This is a genomic window from Proteus sp. fly-1089 (assembly GCF_040138965.1).
Taxonomy (GTDB): Bacteria; Pseudomonadota; Gammaproteobacteria; order Enterobacterales; family Enterobacteriaceae; genus Proteus; species Proteus vulgaris_B.
In genome coordinates this window covers 115,039-132,383 of the sequence record NZ_JBEETS010000006.1, presented here as the reverse complement: position 1 = coordinate 132,383, position 17,345 = coordinate 115,039, and the positions used below count along the sequence as shown (strand labels likewise).

14 protein-coding genes are annotated in these 17,345 nt (G+C 39.1%); 9 read left to right on the top strand and 5 right to left on the bottom strand.

Annotation, left to right across the window (positions count from 1 at the left end; genetic code table 11):
* Positions 1-6: 6 nt before the first annotated feature.
* The 9 genes from ABN080_RS13780 to caiF all read left to right on the top strand — a co-directional run bounded on the left by ABN080_RS13780 (position 7) and on the right by caiF (position 11,721).
* Positions 7-4,332, top strand: a complete 4,326-nt coding sequence (locus ABN080_RS13780; protein ID WP_349441272.1) for a SpvB/TcaC N-terminal domain-containing protein — start codon at positions 7-9, stop codon at positions 4,330-4,332.
* 70 nt (positions 4,333-4,402) lie between these two features.
* Positions 4,403-4,720 (top strand): phage holin family protein, encoded by a 318-nt coding sequence (locus tag ABN080_RS13775; RefSeq protein ID WP_196554510.1) that lies wholly within the window; start codon positions 4,403-4,405, stop codon positions 4,718-4,720.
* A complete protein-coding gene (locus ABN080_RS13770) occupies positions 4,717-5,106 on the top strand; it encodes a M15 family metallopeptidase (protein ID WP_349441271.1) in 390 nt (129 codons plus the stop codon). Before ABN080_RS13775 ends, ABN080_RS13770 begins: the two co-directional genes overlap by 4 nt.
* The gene (locus ABN080_RS13765) at positions 5,103-5,459 is read left to right on the top strand and encodes a hypothetical protein (protein ID WP_196554508.1); all 357 of its coding nucleotides are present in this window, start codon (positions 5,103-5,105) and stop codon (positions 5,457-5,459) included. The genes ABN080_RS13770 and ABN080_RS13765 overlap by 4 nt, the downstream gene beginning before the upstream one ends.
* Entirely contained in the window at positions 5,416-5,673 is a 258-nt protein-coding gene (gene lysC, locus ABN080_RS13760) for an Rz1-like lysis system protein LysC (protein WP_196554507.1), read from the top strand. The genes ABN080_RS13765 and lysC overlap by 44 nt, the downstream gene beginning before the upstream one ends.
* 14 nt (positions 5,674-5,687) lie before the next feature.
* A complete protein-coding gene (locus tag ABN080_RS13755; protein ID WP_349441270.1) occupies positions 5,688-8,519 on the top strand; it encodes an RHS repeat domain-containing protein in 2,832 nt (943 codons plus the stop codon).
* 715 nt (positions 8,520-9,234) lie between these two features.
* Entirely contained in the window at positions 9,235-9,846 is a 612-nt protein-coding gene (locus ABN080_RS13750; protein ID WP_349441269.1) for a lytic polysaccharide monooxygenase, read from the top strand.
* A 248-nt stretch (positions 9,847-10,094) separates the two neighbouring features.
* Entirely contained in the window at positions 10,095-10,757 is a 663-nt protein-coding gene (gene fsa / locus ABN080_RS13745; protein WP_072069084.1) for a fructose-6-phosphate aldolase, read from the top strand.
* Between the two features lie 571 nt (positions 10,758-11,328).
* Positions 11,329-11,721 (top strand): carnitine metabolism transcriptional regulator CaiF, encoded by a 393-nt coding sequence (caiF, locus tag ABN080_RS13740; protein ID WP_072069083.1) that lies wholly within the window; start codon positions 11,329-11,331, stop codon positions 11,719-11,721.
* Positions 11,722-11,788: 67 nt separating this feature from the next.
* Here the strand turns inward: caiF and caiE are convergent, their stop codons facing one another.
* The 5 genes from caiE to caiA all read right to left on the bottom strand — a co-directional run bounded on the left by caiE (position 11,789) and on the right by caiA (position 17,345).
* A complete protein-coding gene (caiE, locus tag ABN080_RS13735; protein ID WP_349441268.1) occupies positions 11,789-12,382 on the bottom strand; it encodes a carnitine operon protein CaiE in 594 nt (197 codons plus the stop codon).
* Positions 12,383-12,421: 39 nt separating this feature from the next.
* Complete coding sequence (caiD, locus tag ABN080_RS13730) at positions 12,422-13,207, bottom strand: crotonobetainyl-CoA hydratase (protein WP_115350255.1); 786 nt, start codon at positions 13,205-13,207, stop codon at positions 12,422-12,424.
* Positions 13,208-13,283: 76 nt separating this feature from the next.
* Positions 13,284-14,840, bottom strand: coding sequence for a crotonobetaine/carnitine-CoA ligase (gene caiC / locus ABN080_RS13725; protein ID WP_072069080.1), 1,557 nt, complete (start codon positions 14,838-14,840; stop codon positions 13,284-13,286).
* A 74-nt stretch (positions 14,841-14,914) separates the two neighbouring features.
* The gene (caiB, locus tag ABN080_RS13720) at positions 14,915-16,135 is read right to left on the bottom strand and encodes an L-carnitine CoA-transferase (protein ID WP_072069079.1); all 1,221 of its coding nucleotides are present in this window, start codon (positions 16,133-16,135) and stop codon (positions 14,915-14,917) included.
* A 67-nt stretch (positions 16,136-16,202) separates the two neighbouring features.
* Positions 16,203-17,345, bottom strand: coding sequence for a crotonobetainyl-CoA dehydrogenase (gene caiA / locus ABN080_RS13715; RefSeq protein ID WP_069369791.1), 1,143 nt, complete (start codon positions 17,343-17,345; stop codon positions 16,203-16,205).

Here is a 17,345-nt window from a genome sequence, read left to right as displayed (position 1 = left end):
TTCTACATGCAAAATTCAGAGAATTTAACCTTTGATGCGCCGAATTTACCAAAAGGTGGTGGTGCAGTTACAGGATTAACCGGCAATATGGGTGCCGTAGGTCCTGATGGTGCGGCGACTTTTAGCTTACCATTACCCATTAGCCAAGGTCGTGGTTATGCTCCTTCTTTAGGTTTGACGTATCAAAATCAAGCAGGCAATGGGGTATTTGGTTTCGGTTGGTCTGTGGGCGTGATGTCTATTCGTCGTCGTACTTCAAAAGGCGTGCCATCTTATTCTTCACAAGATGAGTTTATTGGGCCAGAAGGTGAAGTGATTGTGCCTGTTTTGAATAAAAAGGGCGACATTGAAAATACTCAACGTAATACATTATTAGGCGTAAAACTTGCACATCAATACCAAGTCACAACCTACCGTTCTCGTATTGAAAAAAGCTTTAGTCGTTTTGAATGTTGGTCATTAAATGAGGCTAATACTTCTGCTAATACACCAAAACAATTTTGGGTGATGTTGAGTGCAAATGGTGAGGTTCACTTATTTGGTTATGAAACCACAGCACAGATCGTGGATAGCCAAAACAGCGAGCATATTGCGCAATGGAACCTCAATGCTTCGGTTTCAGCAATGGGTGAACAAATTGAATATCACTATTGTGCTGAAGATGAAAAAGGTTGTGATAAACAAGAAATTCAATCACATAGCAATGCCAATACACAACGTTATTTAGAGAAAGTGTATTACGGTAATCCTGTGGGTGAACGCGCTTTCTCCTGTACTAAAAGCGATAATACATTACCGAAAAATGCTTTATTTACTTTAGTGTTTGATTACGGTGAGCGTAACAGTGCATTAGCCTCTTATCCGCAATGGCAGAGCAATTCAGACTGGACACTGCGTAAAGACTGTTTTTCGCTTTTCCATTACGGTTTTGAAGTCCGTACTCGTCGTTTATGTCGTCAAGTGCTGATGTATCACCGTATTGAAAGTTTAGAAAAACAAACAGCATTGGCGGAAACACCAGAATTAGTCGCTCGATTAACGCTTACTTATGATGAGTCAGCATCGGGTACGGTGTTAGTTTCAGCACAACAATCGGCTTTTAACGATAATAAAGATACACAGTCGTTAATAACATTGCCCCCTGTAAAATTTGATTGGCAAAAAGTCGGTACAACGAAACAAGCATTATGGCAATCACTGGATGAACTCAGATCTTTTACACCACAACAGCCTTATCAATATGTTGATTTATTAGGGGAAGGGCTTGCGGGTGTGTTGTATCAAGACAGTGGTGCTTGGTGGTATCGCGCACCAATGAGAAAAGAAGATAAGCAAAATCCTAATGCCATAACATGGGATAACCCTAAAAAACTCCCTGTTATTCCATCGTTACGTGGCTCAGCAACGCTGACTGATATTACGGGTGACGGCAAATTAGAATGGTTAGTCACACAAGGTAATGTAAACGGTTATTACATTCAGGATGACACTAAAGCAGAGAGTTGGCTTAATTTTGTGCCACTTGGTGCCATACCTGTGGAATATTTTCATCCTAGAGCTGAAATTACCTCATTAACAGGCAGTGGTTTTGCTGATCTCGCCTTGATTGGTCCTCGCAGTATTCGTCTTTATGCTGGCTCAGCGCAAGGTTGGAAAGAAAGTAAAGAGATAATGCAGGCTGAAGGGGTGATCTTGCCGATTAAGAATATTAATCGTCGTGCTTTAGTCGCCTTTAGTGATGTTTTGGGCTCTGGACAACAACATCTAATTAAAGTGGATTATCAAGGAGTAACTTGTTGGATTCATCTCGGTGAGGGTAAATTTAGCAAACCAATCACTATTTCGGGATTTTCGGCAGATCGCCTTAAATTTAATCCTAACCAGCTCTATTTAGCCGATTTAGATGGTAGTGGTACAACTGATATCATTTATGCCCAATCTACTCATTTAGAAGTTTATTTTAACCAAAGTGGTAACCAATTTGTACGTGGTGATGATATCCCATTACCTAAAGGTGTGCGTTTTGATAATCAATGCCAATTGCAAGTAGCGGACGTTCAAGGTTTAGGTATTGCCAGTATTTTACTAACAAAATCTTATCCAACACCGCAACATTGGGTTCTTTCTTTACAAAATAACAAACCGTGGTTATTAACCTCTATTAATAACAATATGGGGCTACTCCAAAAATTACACTACCGTAGTTCTGCCCAATATGGTTTGGACGAAAAATTAACTCGGCAACAACAAAATAAAGATAATGTAGTAAGTCATTTACCATTCCCTTTGCATACGCTTTGGAAAATTGACACGGTTGATGAAATTACACAAAGCCAGTTAACACAAACTTTTAATTATCGTTATGGTGTCTGGGACGGTAAAGAAAAAGAGTTTCGTGGTTTTGGTTGTGTTGAAGCTACGAACGCTGAATCATTTAAAAGTGAAGAAAATACGACGGATAAAACACCAAGTGTGTTAACCCGCCAATGGTTCTTAACGGGTAAATCTATTGTTGATGCTCAGCTTTATAATGAGTTTTGGCAAGGCGATAATGGTGCATTTCCCCATTTCTCACCACGTTTTACACAAGGTGAAGGAAGCGCTGAAAAGATCTGTGATAACACAGTGCGTCAAGAACAAGGCTATTGGCTTGAGCGTGGATTGCAAGGTCAATTGCTTCGAAAAGAGGTCTATGGACTAGATAATTCTGTTGTTTCCAGTGTGCCTTATGCTGTCACAGAACAGCGACCTCAAGTACGTCTAATTGAAATGCAAGGGCGCTCACCTGTAGTGATGCCTTCTGTAGTAGAAAGTCGTGAATATCACTATGAGCGTATTGCGACTGATCCTGTTTGTCATCAACAAATCGCTTTAGAACAAGATAGTTATGGTTTTGCCTCTAAAACTGTTTCTATTGATTATCCAAGACGAGTTAAAGGCACGGAAAATCCTTATCAGCATTATGAAAGCTTGCCAGAGACGTTATGGGCATCCAGTTATGATGAGCAACAAAATACACTGCGTTTAGGTTTATTGCGTCAAACTTGTCATCATATTAATCACCCTGAAAGACAGGTTTATCAGCTAAGTGTTATAGCAACAAGTCGCCAAGATATTTGGACATATGGAGCAGAAAAGCAGCCTAAAGAGGGGTTAAGTGTCGAAGCACTATTAGCCACCAATAATTTACTGACACAAAAATCAGTATTTGTTGGGCAACAACAGCTTGCTTATATGGATGTCAATGGAGGTGGCACATTGCTAGAGCCTGATTTTCCAGCTCGTTTAGCCTATAGCGAAAGTGCAGAATTAGATGAAGAAACTGCCAACGTCATTTCACAACCTTATCCCGATTTCGCACTGAATGACGTGATGACAAATGCGGGTTATCAGCAAAAAGCGTATTTGTTTGCGGATGAAACAGAAAAAGGCAATACGTTGTGGGTGAAACCACTATTAGGCATTACCCAATATGGCTCATTAGCGCAATTTTATAAGCCGCTTATTTATAAGCAATCTAACTTATCTTGTGAGTATAACCTATTATGGGATAAGCAATTTTGTGTGTTAATGGGAAAAGAGTCTCCACTCAATATACAAGATTTCCATCTTACTTATGATTGGCGCTTTTTGTCACCTAATTCAATGACGGATGCAAATGAAAATATTCATCAAGTCATGTTTGATGGTTTTGGGCGAGTAACGACAACACGTTTTTCAGGTAGCGAAAATGGCAAGCAAAGCGGTTATAGCGATAAGCCATTTATGATGCCGACAACGATTAATGATGCGTTAGCGTTGACATCAACACTGCCTATTGCAACAGGTTTTGTTTATATCACTGACAGTTGGATGTCCACATCTTCAAAATTACCACCGCATGCACTGCAAATTATGACAGACCGTTATGACAGCGATCCACAACAGCAAATTCGCCAACAAATTGCTTTTAGCGATGGTTTTGGTCGTTTATTGCAAACTTCCGTGAGAGTTGAAGCTGGAGACGCTTTCTTGCGCGATGAAAAAGGGATATTAGCAGTTGATAGTGCACAACAGGTACAGCAAAAAAGTACCACAACACGTTGGGCTATCTCAGGTGAAACAGAATATGACAATCAAGGAAATGTAAAGCGTGTTTATCAGCCTTATTTCCTCAATGATTGGCGTTATATCACCGATAGTTCTGCACAACCGAATCGTTTTGCAGATACCCATTATTACGATGCATTAAGTCGCTTATATCGAGTGAATACGGCAAAAAACTATCAGCGTAATACGATAGTAACACCTTGGTTTGTGGTCCAGGAAGATGAAAATGACACTCTAATGTAAGTTATTTATTGCCTATCAACGCGGGTTAATTGGCGATGTCGTTTAATCCGCTTAATTTAGGAATTTTATTATGCTAGTGGCGATCCCATCAGAAAGCGATGCGCTGGCTTGGATGATTATCGGTGGATTTTCAGCCTGGGGAGGTGTCGTGAGGTATTTAATGGAAATTAGGCAGAAAAAAATTAAGTGGTCTTGGTGTGGTATCACCAGCCAAGTCGTGATCTCTGTTTTTACAGGATTATTAGGAGGGTTATTAAGTTTTGAAAGTGGGGCAAGTCGTTATATGTCTTACATGATTGCAGGACTTTTTGGCTCAATGGGTAGTACAACTTTAATTTGGTTGTGGAACCGTGTTTTTGGTGTGAATAACCTTAAGGAGCCTAAATGAGCATATATACATTGAGTCAACGTAGCCAAAAAAATCTAGAAGGTGTGGATCAGGATTTAGTCCGAGTGGTTAATTTGGCACTGACATTTAGTGAATATGACTTTGTCGTTATTGAGGGGGTACGTTCATTAGCTCGACAAAAAGAGCTAATGAAGGATGGTAAAAGTAAAACACTTAATAGCCGTCATTTAACAGGGCATGCCGTTGATATTGTGCCCTTAGTGAATGGTGCGATCCCTTGGCAAGATTGGTCAGTATTCGAGTCGGTATCAAAAGCGATGAAAAAAGCTGCTTATCAATTGAATGTTCGAATTAATTGGGGAGGAGATTGGGTTTCATTTCGTGATGGTCCCCATTACGAGCTTTGTAGAGAGGCAAATCCATGAATATAAGTACTTTTTTACGCTTGGGCGTTAGAGGTGGTGTGGCAATAATTATTATTATCACATTACTGGTTATTCGTTATCAATATAACCAAATAAATCGACTTTCTGAACAAAATAGTCAGCTTGAATATCAACAACGCACATTGCAATCACAATTAGTGCAATGGCACGAACAAACGGAAAAAGTCTCTGAAACACTTATACATCAACAAAAGGAGCAACAAGCTTTAGAGGAAGAAAATCATGTTATACGCCAAGAGTTACGGCAGATTTTGGTTCAAACGCCTTGCGCTAATGAGCCTGTGCCTGATGCTGTTATCCAGTTGCAGCAAAACTCCCCCAATCATCGTTAAAGCGCCAGATAAATTTGTTCCTGCGCATTTGTTACAACCGTGCTCTGCACCATTTTTTAATGTGCAAGTGTGGGGGGATTATCCTGATTATGTGGCACGTTTAATGTTGATATTGGAGAAATGCAACACCGATAAAAAAGCGGTTGCTGACATATTAGCCTTAAAGGATCAGCGTAATAGCCATGAATTAGATCATAAAAAGAAAATCAATTAAGGGATCATAAAAATATGAAAAATCAACAATTAAACACAAGAACCCCAACCGTAGTGGTTCATGATAATCGCGGATCAACCATTCGTGAAATTAGTTATTGTCGTCATCCTGACACAATAAATAAAACCGATGAACGTATTACTCGTCACCATTATCATGCTCGCGGTTATTTAGAACACAGTATTGATGCAAGATTGTATGAAGCCCGGCAATCCGACTCAACTATTCAATCCAATATTCAGCAAACAGTTAGTTTAGGGGGAGCGTTATCACTTTCACAAGGTGTTGATAATGGGAATAGCTTTAATCTCAATGATATTGAGGGTGCGATTTCGCAACAGATTAATGCCAAAGGAACCGTCATAACCTATGAATATACCGATCCACGTTTTGAGCGAAATTTAGATAACATTAAAGAAGGAAAGCTAGGCGAAAGTAGCGCTAGAGTGGTACAGAAATTTAAGTGGGCTCAAGCTTGGGATGAATTTATTGCTAAAAATCAGGTAGGAAAATGCATTGAACACTTTGATATCGCAGGAAAGAAAACTGCCGATAGTTTTTCATTATTAGGTGGTGTGTTATCTGAAACGCAACAATTATATTTTGGAAGATATATTGATTTGAGTTCAAATAATGACGTTTCTAAAATAGAAAATTCAGAAAAATACACCACACAATATACCTATGATGCCACGGGAACAATATTAACTGAAACGGATTGTAAAGGGCATCAACGCCGCATGATTTATGATATTGCGGGTTTTGTTAAGCAGTCTTGGCTTACGCTAAAAGGACAATCAGAACAAATTATTTTACGTTCATTAACTTATTCAGCCGCAGGACAAAAATTACGTGAAGAGCAGGGTAATGGTTTGGTGACGACTTATGAATATGAGCCTGAAACCCAGCGTTTATTACATATTAAAACAGCACGCCTTCAAGGTCATGCATTAGGGGCGAAGATCATGCAAGATCTGCGTTATGAATACGATCCTGTCGGTAATATTATTTGTTTGAAAAATGATGCTGAAGCGACTCGCTACTGGCGTAATCAGAAAGTGGTGCCTGAAAATCGTTATGTATATGACTCACTCTATCAATTAGTGAGTGCGACAGGACGAGAATCAGTAAATCAGCAAACACCCGCGGCGATGCAATCTCAGACCATTACCACATTAGTCAAAGATACACAAAGCTATACCAATTATACGCGGTTATACGCTTATGATCGCGGTGGTAATTTAACGCAGATCCGACATAACTCTTCAATTGCACAACAAAGTTTTACTCAAGATATCGTTGTTTCAAATAAAACCAATCGAGCCTTATTAAAATCACAATGTGAAGATCCTAAAATGGTGGATAGCTATTTTGATGAGAGTGGTAATTTAATCAAGCTTCTCAATGGTGATGCCATTATTTGGGATGAACGTAATCATCTGAAAGCCACAAATCAGGTAATAGAGAGTGGTTTTTTATATGAAGGTGAAACTTACCAATACAATAATACAGGGCAACGTGTTACGAAAATACGGGGGCGTAAAGCAGCTTATGGCCATTTAGAAAAAGTTACGACGCATTATTTACCGAATATTGAAATATGGGAAGTAAATGAAGATCCGGTGACGGAAAAATATATCGTCGCGCAAGTAAACGCAGGCACAAGAGCAGGTGTGAGAGCATTGTGTTGGGAAATAGGTTCGCCTAAAGGGATTGAAAATAATTCACTGCGTTATAACTATGATGACGGTATGGGTAATAGCGGATTAGAAACCGATGGCCAAGGACAATTAGTCAGTTATGAAGAGTATTACCCTTATGGCGGGACTGCGATTTGGTCGAGTGAAAATGCGGTAGAAGCCGATTACAAAACTATTCGTTATTCGGGTAAAGAAAAAGATTCAACAGGAATGTATTACTACGGTTACCGTTATTATCAGCCGTGGATTGGTCGTTGGTTAAGTGCCGATCCCGCAGGTACGATTGATGGGCTAAATTTATATCGTATGGTGCGTAATAACCCCGTGACGTTACATGATCCTGATGGGCGAATGCCATTAAAAGAAGATACTTCAGCATCTACAAGTGCAAGTGAAATGGCTAATTTATCAGAAACATCTGCGAATGATTTAAATACTCATCATTTTGTTAATAAGTTACCAACAGAATATAAAGAATTAACCGGATATAAAAAAGGTTTCAAATATGGGATTAGTGAATTAGGTAAATATTTTAAAATAATATCGACGCCAGACCAGCAATCGGAACAATTAGTTATTACATCACATGGTGGGTATTTCCCTTGGCATAATGAAATTTCTCCACCAGAAGGGACTACATTAAATTTCTTAAACCCACATAAAACGTATTTAGCTGATCCTAAAATATCTAACTTAGCGACAGGAAAAAATAAAACATTTGTTTCTATTACGAGTGAAGACACTATTCCGAAAAAACAAAATGCGGTTGAGATTTTAAATAGTCGAGGATTATGGGAGTTATCAGGTAGCCATTCAAAAGGAAAAGTAAAGGACTACGCATTATCAAAATATGAAGATGATACGATTGAATCCGTCGCTACGGCATTATCTTCAAATAGAGATTTTGCAATAATGGATAGTAATACTGTGAGATCTGATTTTCTAATTGTCAGAAATAGGAAAGATATAAAGAGCTTATTAGCAAATGTAACATTAGGAAGTGTTTTAAAAGAATTAGAAAAAAATGATATCAATTATAAAAATATCGTTTGTGGTTTTTGCCGAAGTGCAATGCTGGGTCACAATGAAACTTATAATGTGAAATCATCACGTTCTTTAGAACAACTTAAACCTGTAAATAAATAGTGTTTTTAATAAATATAGTATTGGTTTGTATTAGCAGAGTTTATTTTGTGACATTACCAATTGAGCAGGCTGGGATGATTATCCTGATTATGTGGCGCGTTTAATGTTGGTATTGGAAAAATATAATACCGATAAAAAAGCGGTGGCAGAAATATTGGCAACAAAAATCCAGCTCGGTACTTACGAGCTGGATCATAAAAGAAAGCAAACTGAGGAATTATAGAAATATGTTAAATTAATAATTACACACACGAATCTCAGCCGTGGGGAGCATGATAATCGGGGGGCGGCTATTCGCAAAATTAGCTTGATACGATTAATCAAACGTATGAACAAATTACGCATTATTACTATCATGCATCGAGATTAAAAACACTGGATCAGCAATGAAGAGCAATATTAATGTAACTATATTACTAAGGGAGTAATATAAGGTGATTATTTTAATTATGTCAAAATAATATTTATTTATCGACGTAGTAATTTATTTAAAACCACTTTAATAATTTTATTTGCTTACTGTTTTTATAATTAATCATCATCTAATTAATATTAATATGGCGTTTTATTCCCGTTTTAATATTAAATTAAATAGCGACATCGCTCACAAATATAAATAAATACATATTTAATTATCTTTTTTTTACTAATATCTAATGTGATTAACGCAATCATGATATTTAAAAATACTTATTAATAATTATGAGGTTTTATTATGAAGAAAAATAAACTTATGGTATTTACTGCAACGTTATTATTATCATCAGCGGGTTTTGTTTCAACCGCGTCAGCCGATGTAACATTAAAGCATGGATATATTGATGTTCCCCCCAGTAGAGCTTTCCTTTGTTCATCAAAAGGGGGCAATTTAAATAAAAACTGTGGTCCAATACAGTATGAGCCTCAATCTATTGAAGGACTTAAAGGTTTCCCTGAAGGTGGTCCAGCAGATGGTCAAATCGCCAGTGGCGGCAAAGAGGCTTTTTCTGCGTTAAATGCACAAAGCGCTGATCGTTGGCATAAAGTAGCAATGAAAAGTGGAGAAAATACCTTTAAATGGACATTAACTGCAAAGCACAGTACAGAATCATGGCGATTCTTTATTACTAAACCAGAGTGGGATGTTAATAAACCACTGACTCGTGCTGATTTTGATTTAACACCATTCTGCCAACAAGATGATAATGGAAAAATACCAACAGAAACCGTAGAGATAAATTGTAATATACCAGAGCGTTCAGGTTATCAGGTTATTTTAGGTGTTTGGGATATTGCGGATACAGGTAATGCTTTTTATCAAGTTATTGATGCTGAGTTTAAAAAATAACCAAGTTAATTGAAATTATTTTTTAATATCAATAAGAATGTTGGATATATATTATTCCATCTTAAATATAATCCGATCTTGGATATTAAATAAAAATAATAGATATCTATTATTGAAATTTAATCAATAGCGCCTTTGTGTGGGCGCTATTTTCATTGGATCGACTAGAAATCCTTCGCTCACAATGCTACTTTCTACGTTATACCTATAATTATTTAGCTTAAAAACCACATCATTGAGGCGCGATTATGGAAATCTATTTAGATACAGCGGATATCGAAGAAGTCAGAAAACTCTCTCAAGTTCTTCCTATTGCAGGTGTCACTACCAATCCGTCTATTATTGCTAAATCGGCACAAGATATTGAAACACTGTTACCTGAATTAAAAGCAGCCATGGGAGGCAAAGGCCGAGTATTTGCTCAGGTCATTGCCAGTGATGTCGATACCATGATTGAAGAAGCATTACGTATTGGCAATATTGCAGATAATACTGTGATTAAAATTCCAGTTACTGAAGCGGGACTTGTCGCCATTAAACAATTAAAACAAAAAAATATGCTGGTATTAGGTACCGCGATTTACAGTGTCTCACAAGGATTAATGGCAGCCTTAGCTGGGGCAGATTATATTGCGCCTTATGTTCACCGAATGGATAGACAAGGATCTGATGGGGTAAGAGTGGTAAAAGAGTTACAAACGCTGATTACCATGCATAATTTACCCACAAAAATCTTAGCTGCGAGCTTTAAAACACCCCGTCAGGTTGTTGATTGTTTATTAGCAGGGGCTTCTTCAGTGACATTACCGATTGAACTTGCTTACTCTATTATTCGCTCACCGGTTGTCGATGATGCAGTAAATAGATTTGCAGATGATTGGCAAACAGCATTTGAACGTCGTTTTTTATAATCAAATTAATAATATGAGACTAAGTGCTATAGCGCTATAGCACTTAATTTATCCATTTTGGTATATTTAAGATATTAAACTTCACTTTTACTAATGTATTAATAACTAGATTTGGATGGCTTAAAATAAACGAATATTGATTTACATCTAATAATAAGCCACCTTTCTGGCAATCTAAATTTAGATCTATTACTATAATCTTAGTCTATAAATGGATTATTAATACAATTTATCTATTTTTTATTTTTTTGTGAAAAAATAGTTTATTTATCAATGAATTGTTATTTTTCTCTAAAAGCTATTTTATATTTTAATATTTAATTAATTTTTTGTTTTTACTCGGTTTAATTGTTATTGCTTTGGCTTTAATAATAAAGCAACAAATTGTGACAAGTGTGTTAATTAAAGAGTTTGGTTGTTAAAGATAAACTAAATATTATATTGATGGGGTTGTTAACTTATCAGATTAACAGGGAAAACCGATACTCCGCGGTGCAATGATAATTAACATATACAGTTATTATCTTTATTTAGCGATAAATAAAAATTTATTTGTGATACTGGAGTAAATATGTGCGAAGAATACATGAATAAGCCACTTTATCTATCAATAGCTGATTGGGTTCAAGCGCAAGAGCGTTGGGTAAGTGCGAAAGAAATTGCAACAAAATTCGATATTCCTCAATGCAATGCGATTAATATCGTTTCTTATATTCTTTCTGATGTAAAAGAAATCGAATGTGAAACGAAAAGTGTTCCTAACCAGCTAGAAGGTCGAGGATGTCAGTGCCAACGAATGATCAAAGTGAGTCATATCGATCCTCAACTTTATTCACGCTTAAAGGGCCATGTTCAGGGTAAAAGTAGTCAAAGTTCTCCTGAGAAATTAGCAGCGATGATCCCTCATGGATTAAACCATGAACAAAAATGGCAATGGATGTTATCAAAATCACAACGACGCTAACGTGACTTATTAAGTGGTAGGCTAAAAAACAATGACGACAGGCGCGTATAACGCCTGTCGCTGTTTGCTACTGACCTTTCGGTTTCACTTCTGTTGTGCCTCGTAAACGTGGGCGATTAGGCTCAGGTGCTGTTAAAGGCGTAGTTTCGACTAAGCTTTGACGACAGCGTACCGCTAAGTCTTGATATTCTCGAGTGTTCATCCGTTTCCATTCCATATCTTGTTCAGTAATATCACGGAAATGTTTGGCAGGACTGCCAATTAACATTTGGCGAGGTTGCCCTTGAAAACCCGCTTTTACAAAACTCATTGCGGCTACAATGCTTTCTTCACCAATCACTGCGCCGTCCATAATCACACTGTTCATGCCGACTAAGCTATCACGCCCGATAATACAACTATGAAGAATGGCGCCGTGTCCAATATGTCCATTTTCTCTAACAATGGTATCCATATCGGTATAACCGTGCATGATACAACCGTCTTGAAGGTTCGCACCTGCTTCGATAATTAAGCGTCCATAATCACCTCTTAATGAGGCTAAAGGGCCGATATAAACTCCTGCGCCTATAATTACATCACCAATTAATACTGCCGATGGGTGAATATAGGCGGTTGGGTGTACCACAGGAACAAGACCTTCAAACGCATAGATACTCATCCGTTTTCCTCTTTGTTGTATTATCGAAATACTAGATAATTACCGTCCTTTCCATTCAGGGGCACGTTTTTCAGCAAAGGCAAGTGGCCCTTCTGTGGCATCTTCTGAATGGAGAACACTTGGGTAATGTTTTAATACACCACTGCGCATTAATTTGTAGCCTTCTTCAATAGAAAGCTCACTGGTAGCACGATAGATCTCTTTTAATGCTGCAACGGCCAGTGGGGCGCTATTAGCGATTTGGTCTGCGAGTTCACGAGCACTATCCATTAATTGTGCAGAGCTCACAACACGGTTTGTAATGCCCCAACGTAATGCTTCGTCTGCATTCATGCGACGGCCTGTCATCAGCATTTCATTGACAATCGCAGGTGGTAAACGCTTAGGTAAACGCAGTACACCACCGCTGTCAGGCACGATCCCCAGCTGTGCTTCAGGTAATGCAAAAGAAGCGTTGTCTGAGCACACCATCATGTCGGCAGCGAGTGCTAATTCAAATCCACCACCAAACGCATAGCCGTTAACCGCCGCAATGACAGGTTTATCTAGATTGAAAAGCTCGGTTAAACCAGCAAAACCGCCCGCACCGAAATCAGCGTCAGGAGCTTCACCTTCAGCCGCTGCTTTTAAATCCCATCCTGCCGAGAAAAAGCGTTCGCCTGCACCAGTAATAATCGCGACACGTAAGCTAGGATCATCACGAAAACGAAGGAAAACTTCTCCCATTTCATGACTGGTTTTCGCATCAATAGCATTGGCTTTTGGTCTATCTAATACAATTTCAAGTACTGAACCACGTGTTGTTAAGTGTAATGATTGGCTCATGTTGTATTCCTTTTCATCATCAAAAATAAGCATTTATGATTGAGGTTATTAAGTTGTGGTTGAACCTACCTATGCCTTATTTCAAATGCTTTTTAATCACTTTTCCGGAGCAATTACGTGGTAAGCCTTCCCTAAATTCAACGGCAGAAGGGACTTTAAACTTCGCCATATTTTGCTCACAGAAATGGAAGAATTCTTCTTCACTCAAGGTTTCATTTTCAACCAGTACTACAAAGGCTTTGATTGCTTCATCACGAATGTTGTCAGGCACCCCAATTACGGCGACATCTTGAATTTTAGGATGTGAAGAAATGATATTTTCAATCTCAACGCAAGAAACATTTTCACCACCACGTTTGATCATATTGCAACTGCGATCAACGAAATAGAAAAAGCCTTCATCATCCCGATAACCATAATCTCCCGTATGTAACCAACCTTCTGGCTCTAGCGCTTTTGCTGTGGCATCAGGTCGGTTGTAATACTCTTTGAAAATGGTTTTACCGGGTTCGCCTTTTACGCAGATTTCACCCACAACGCCATCAGGGACTTCGTGGTTTTGTTTGTCTCTGATTTGTGCTTGATAACAAAAACCCGGTCTGCCAATTGATGGCCAGCGGCGTTTATCACCGGGTCTGTCACCAATTAAACCAACTATAGTTTCTGTCATGCCATAAGAGGTGAGTAATCGCACGTTAAAGCGCTCAATAAAGGCGTCTTTTTCTTCGTCTGCAAGATTGAGGTAGAACATTACTTCGCGTAATTTGTGTTGCTTTTCTTCGGATGAAATCGGTTGTGCCATTAACGTTCTCATCATCATGGGAATGCATTCCGTCACCGTCGCTTGATACTTAAGAATTTGTTTCCAAAAGGCTCTAGCACTGTATTTTTCGAGTAGGACAAATGTCGCACCTACAGAAAATGCTGCGAGAGATGCGGTGCATTGGCAATCAATATGAAAGGCGGGCATAACAGTGAGATAAACATCGTCTTCACGTAATGCGTTTTGCCATGATGAGTAATAACCCGCAAAGCGTAAGTTATAATGTGTGATAACAACACCTTTGGGTTGAGAGGTTGTACCTGAGGTAAAAAGGATCTCAGCGGTATCATCTACACTTAATGGGGTGTGATGATTAAGTGTAACAGGATGCTTGGCTTTCTCTTTTAGAAAATCAATAATCCCTTTCTCAGTAGGAAGACTGTTTTCTGTTATTAAAAACAACTGAGTTAAAGGATTTTGTTCATCCTGTAACATAGGTTGGTAAATAGGATAGAAATTATCACGTGTTACTACGTAATGGGCTTGGCAGTGATTGATTATCCATGCACTTTCTTCATGCATAAAACGTGCATTAATCGGCACCATGACAGCGCCTATTTTTGCTAACCCAAACCAGCAAAAGAAAAACTCAGGGCAGTTATCAAGATGTAAGGCAACGTGGTCGCCTTTTTTTATGCCACCAGCATGGAAAAGATTTGCGGTTCTGTTTATCTCTTCATTTAATTCACTGTAGCTAAATTGTCTCACTTGTCCTTGTGCAGCTTCAAAAATTAGCGCTGTTTTTGTGCCATAAACCTCAGCCAAATCATCCCACATTTGACGTAAGTTTTGTTTGCCAATCACATCCATTAAACTGTTATCCTATTCTTTTGCCGTGAGTTCAGATGTGCTTTCTATCTTTGCACTATCTGAATTCAGCGGTATTACTTTTCGATTTTAGCCAGTCCCTTATCGACTAGCCCCCTGATTTGTTCGTCGCTATAACCGATATTTTTCAAAATCGCATCAGTGTCCATGCCGTGAGATGGCATTCCACGCCATATTTTTCCAGGATTATTTTTAAATTTCGGCATCACATTTGGCCCTTTGCAGGTATCACCATTCATGGTTTGCCATTCGGTGATCGATTCGCGCGCGATATATTGCGGATTGTCTTCAAGCTCAGGAATAGTCAGCACTTTGGCACTGGCAATATTGAGCTCTGAAAGTCGTTTAAGGACATCAGTGATCGGTTGTTTTGCTAACCATTCATCTAATTTGTCTTCAAATAATTGACCATGAGGGCAATTAATACGGTGAATAAGCTGAGTACCTTCTGGCACTTCAGGTGTACCAAGCAGATGAGCAAGGCCGATATCTTTGAAAATTTCTTCAATTTGAGTAATACCGACAACTTCCATCACGATATAACCATCTTGGCAACGGTAAAGCCCACAGCCTGCGTAGTACGGATCTTTCCCTTTGGTCATACGAGGACAAATCTCACCGCCATTGAAATAGTCCATCATGAAGTATTGCCCCATACGCAACATCACTTCATACATTGCAATATCAATACTTTCGCCTTTACCCGTTTGTTGAACTTTATACAGTGCCGCTAACGCGGAGGTGGTTGCTGTCATTCCTGAGAAATAATCTGCGGTATAAGGGAAGGCTGGCATTGGCTGATCTTTGTCACCATTTTGAATAAGGTAACCACTAAAGGCCTGAGCGATGGTGTTATAAGCGGGGAGGTTGGTATATTGCGGATCACCGTATTGGCCAAAACCCGATAAATGCGCAATAACCAATTTAGGATTATGCTCCCACAATACTTCATCAGTAATGCCACGGCGCGCAAAGGCTGGGCCTTTACTGGCTTCGATAAAGATATCGGTTGTTTCCATTAATTTTAAGAACGCATCACGACCTTCGTCTTTAAAGATATTTAGCGATAGTGCATGAAGGTTACGGCGAGAAAGCTGAGGATAGTGAGGTTGAACGCGAATGGTGTCAGCCCATGCAACGTTTTCAATCCAAATCACTTCAGCACCCCATTCTGCAAACATTTGTCCTGCAAATGGCCCTGCAATTTCAATTCCTGAAAACACAACACGAACCCCTGAAAGTGGGCCGAATTGTGGCATTGGTAAATGTTCTGTCATAGCGTCACCTCATAAGTGGTTGAGTGAATACTCTCTCACCTAATGATGAGAGAGTTTTCGTGATTAATTAGCGGTACTGTTTAAGCACTGAGCGTCCTAATGTCAGGATCTGCATTTCGTCAGAGCCACCAGAGACACGGTCAACACGAAGGTCACGCCAGAAACGAGAAATACGGTGCTCGCCAGCAATACCAACACCACCAAGCACTTGCATTGCACTATCGACCACTTCAAATGCCGCATTCGCACAGAAGTATTTACACATAGCTGCATCACCAGAAGTGATTAAGTTGTTGTCACTCTTCCATGCAGTTTCATATAACATGTTGCGCATTGAATTGAGTTTGATCGCCATATGAGCGAATTTTTCTTGAATAAGTTGGAAACGGCCGATAGCTTCGCCAAATTGCACACGTTGGTTGGCATAACGAGCGGCATCTTCAAAAGCGCACATTGCTGTACCGTAGTTAGTGAGAGCCACTAAGAAACGTTCGTGATCGAACTCTTCTTTTACACGGTTAAAGCCGTTACCTTCACGACCAAACATGTCTTTTTCTTCAAGTTCAACGTTGTCGAAAGTGATTTCACAGCAACTATCCATGCGTAAACCCAATTTTTCTAACTTGTTGACTTTAATGCCCGGTTTACTCATATCCACAAACCATTCAGTAAAGATAGGTTTATCTGGAGATGCAGAGTCACGGCTCATCACAACAACATAAGGGGTATAAGCACTACTGGTGATGAAGCATTTGCTACCGTTAAGGTAAACTTTGCCATTTTTACGGGTATAAGTGGTCTGTAAGCTACCGACGTCAGAGCCTGCACCGGGTTCGGTGATAGCAGAGTTCCACATCTGTTTACCTGTACCACGGAACGCCATGATTTTATCAATTTGCTCTTGAGTCCCTTCACGCAAGACGGTGTTAAAGCCACCAGGTAATTGATAAAGCACGTAAGTTGGTGCACCTAAACGACCTAATTCCATCCAAATTGCAGCAACAGTAACAAAACCTGCATTTAATCCACCGTGCTCTTCAGGAATAAGCAGATTGTCAATTTCCATATCCGCTAGGGCTTTGACAAAACGTTCTGGGTATTTGCTTTCGCGATCACACTGTGCGAAATAAGCTTCCCAGTTTTCACTGGCCATTAATTCGCGGACACCATCAACAAACAGTTCCTGCTCATCATTCAATCTAAAATCCAT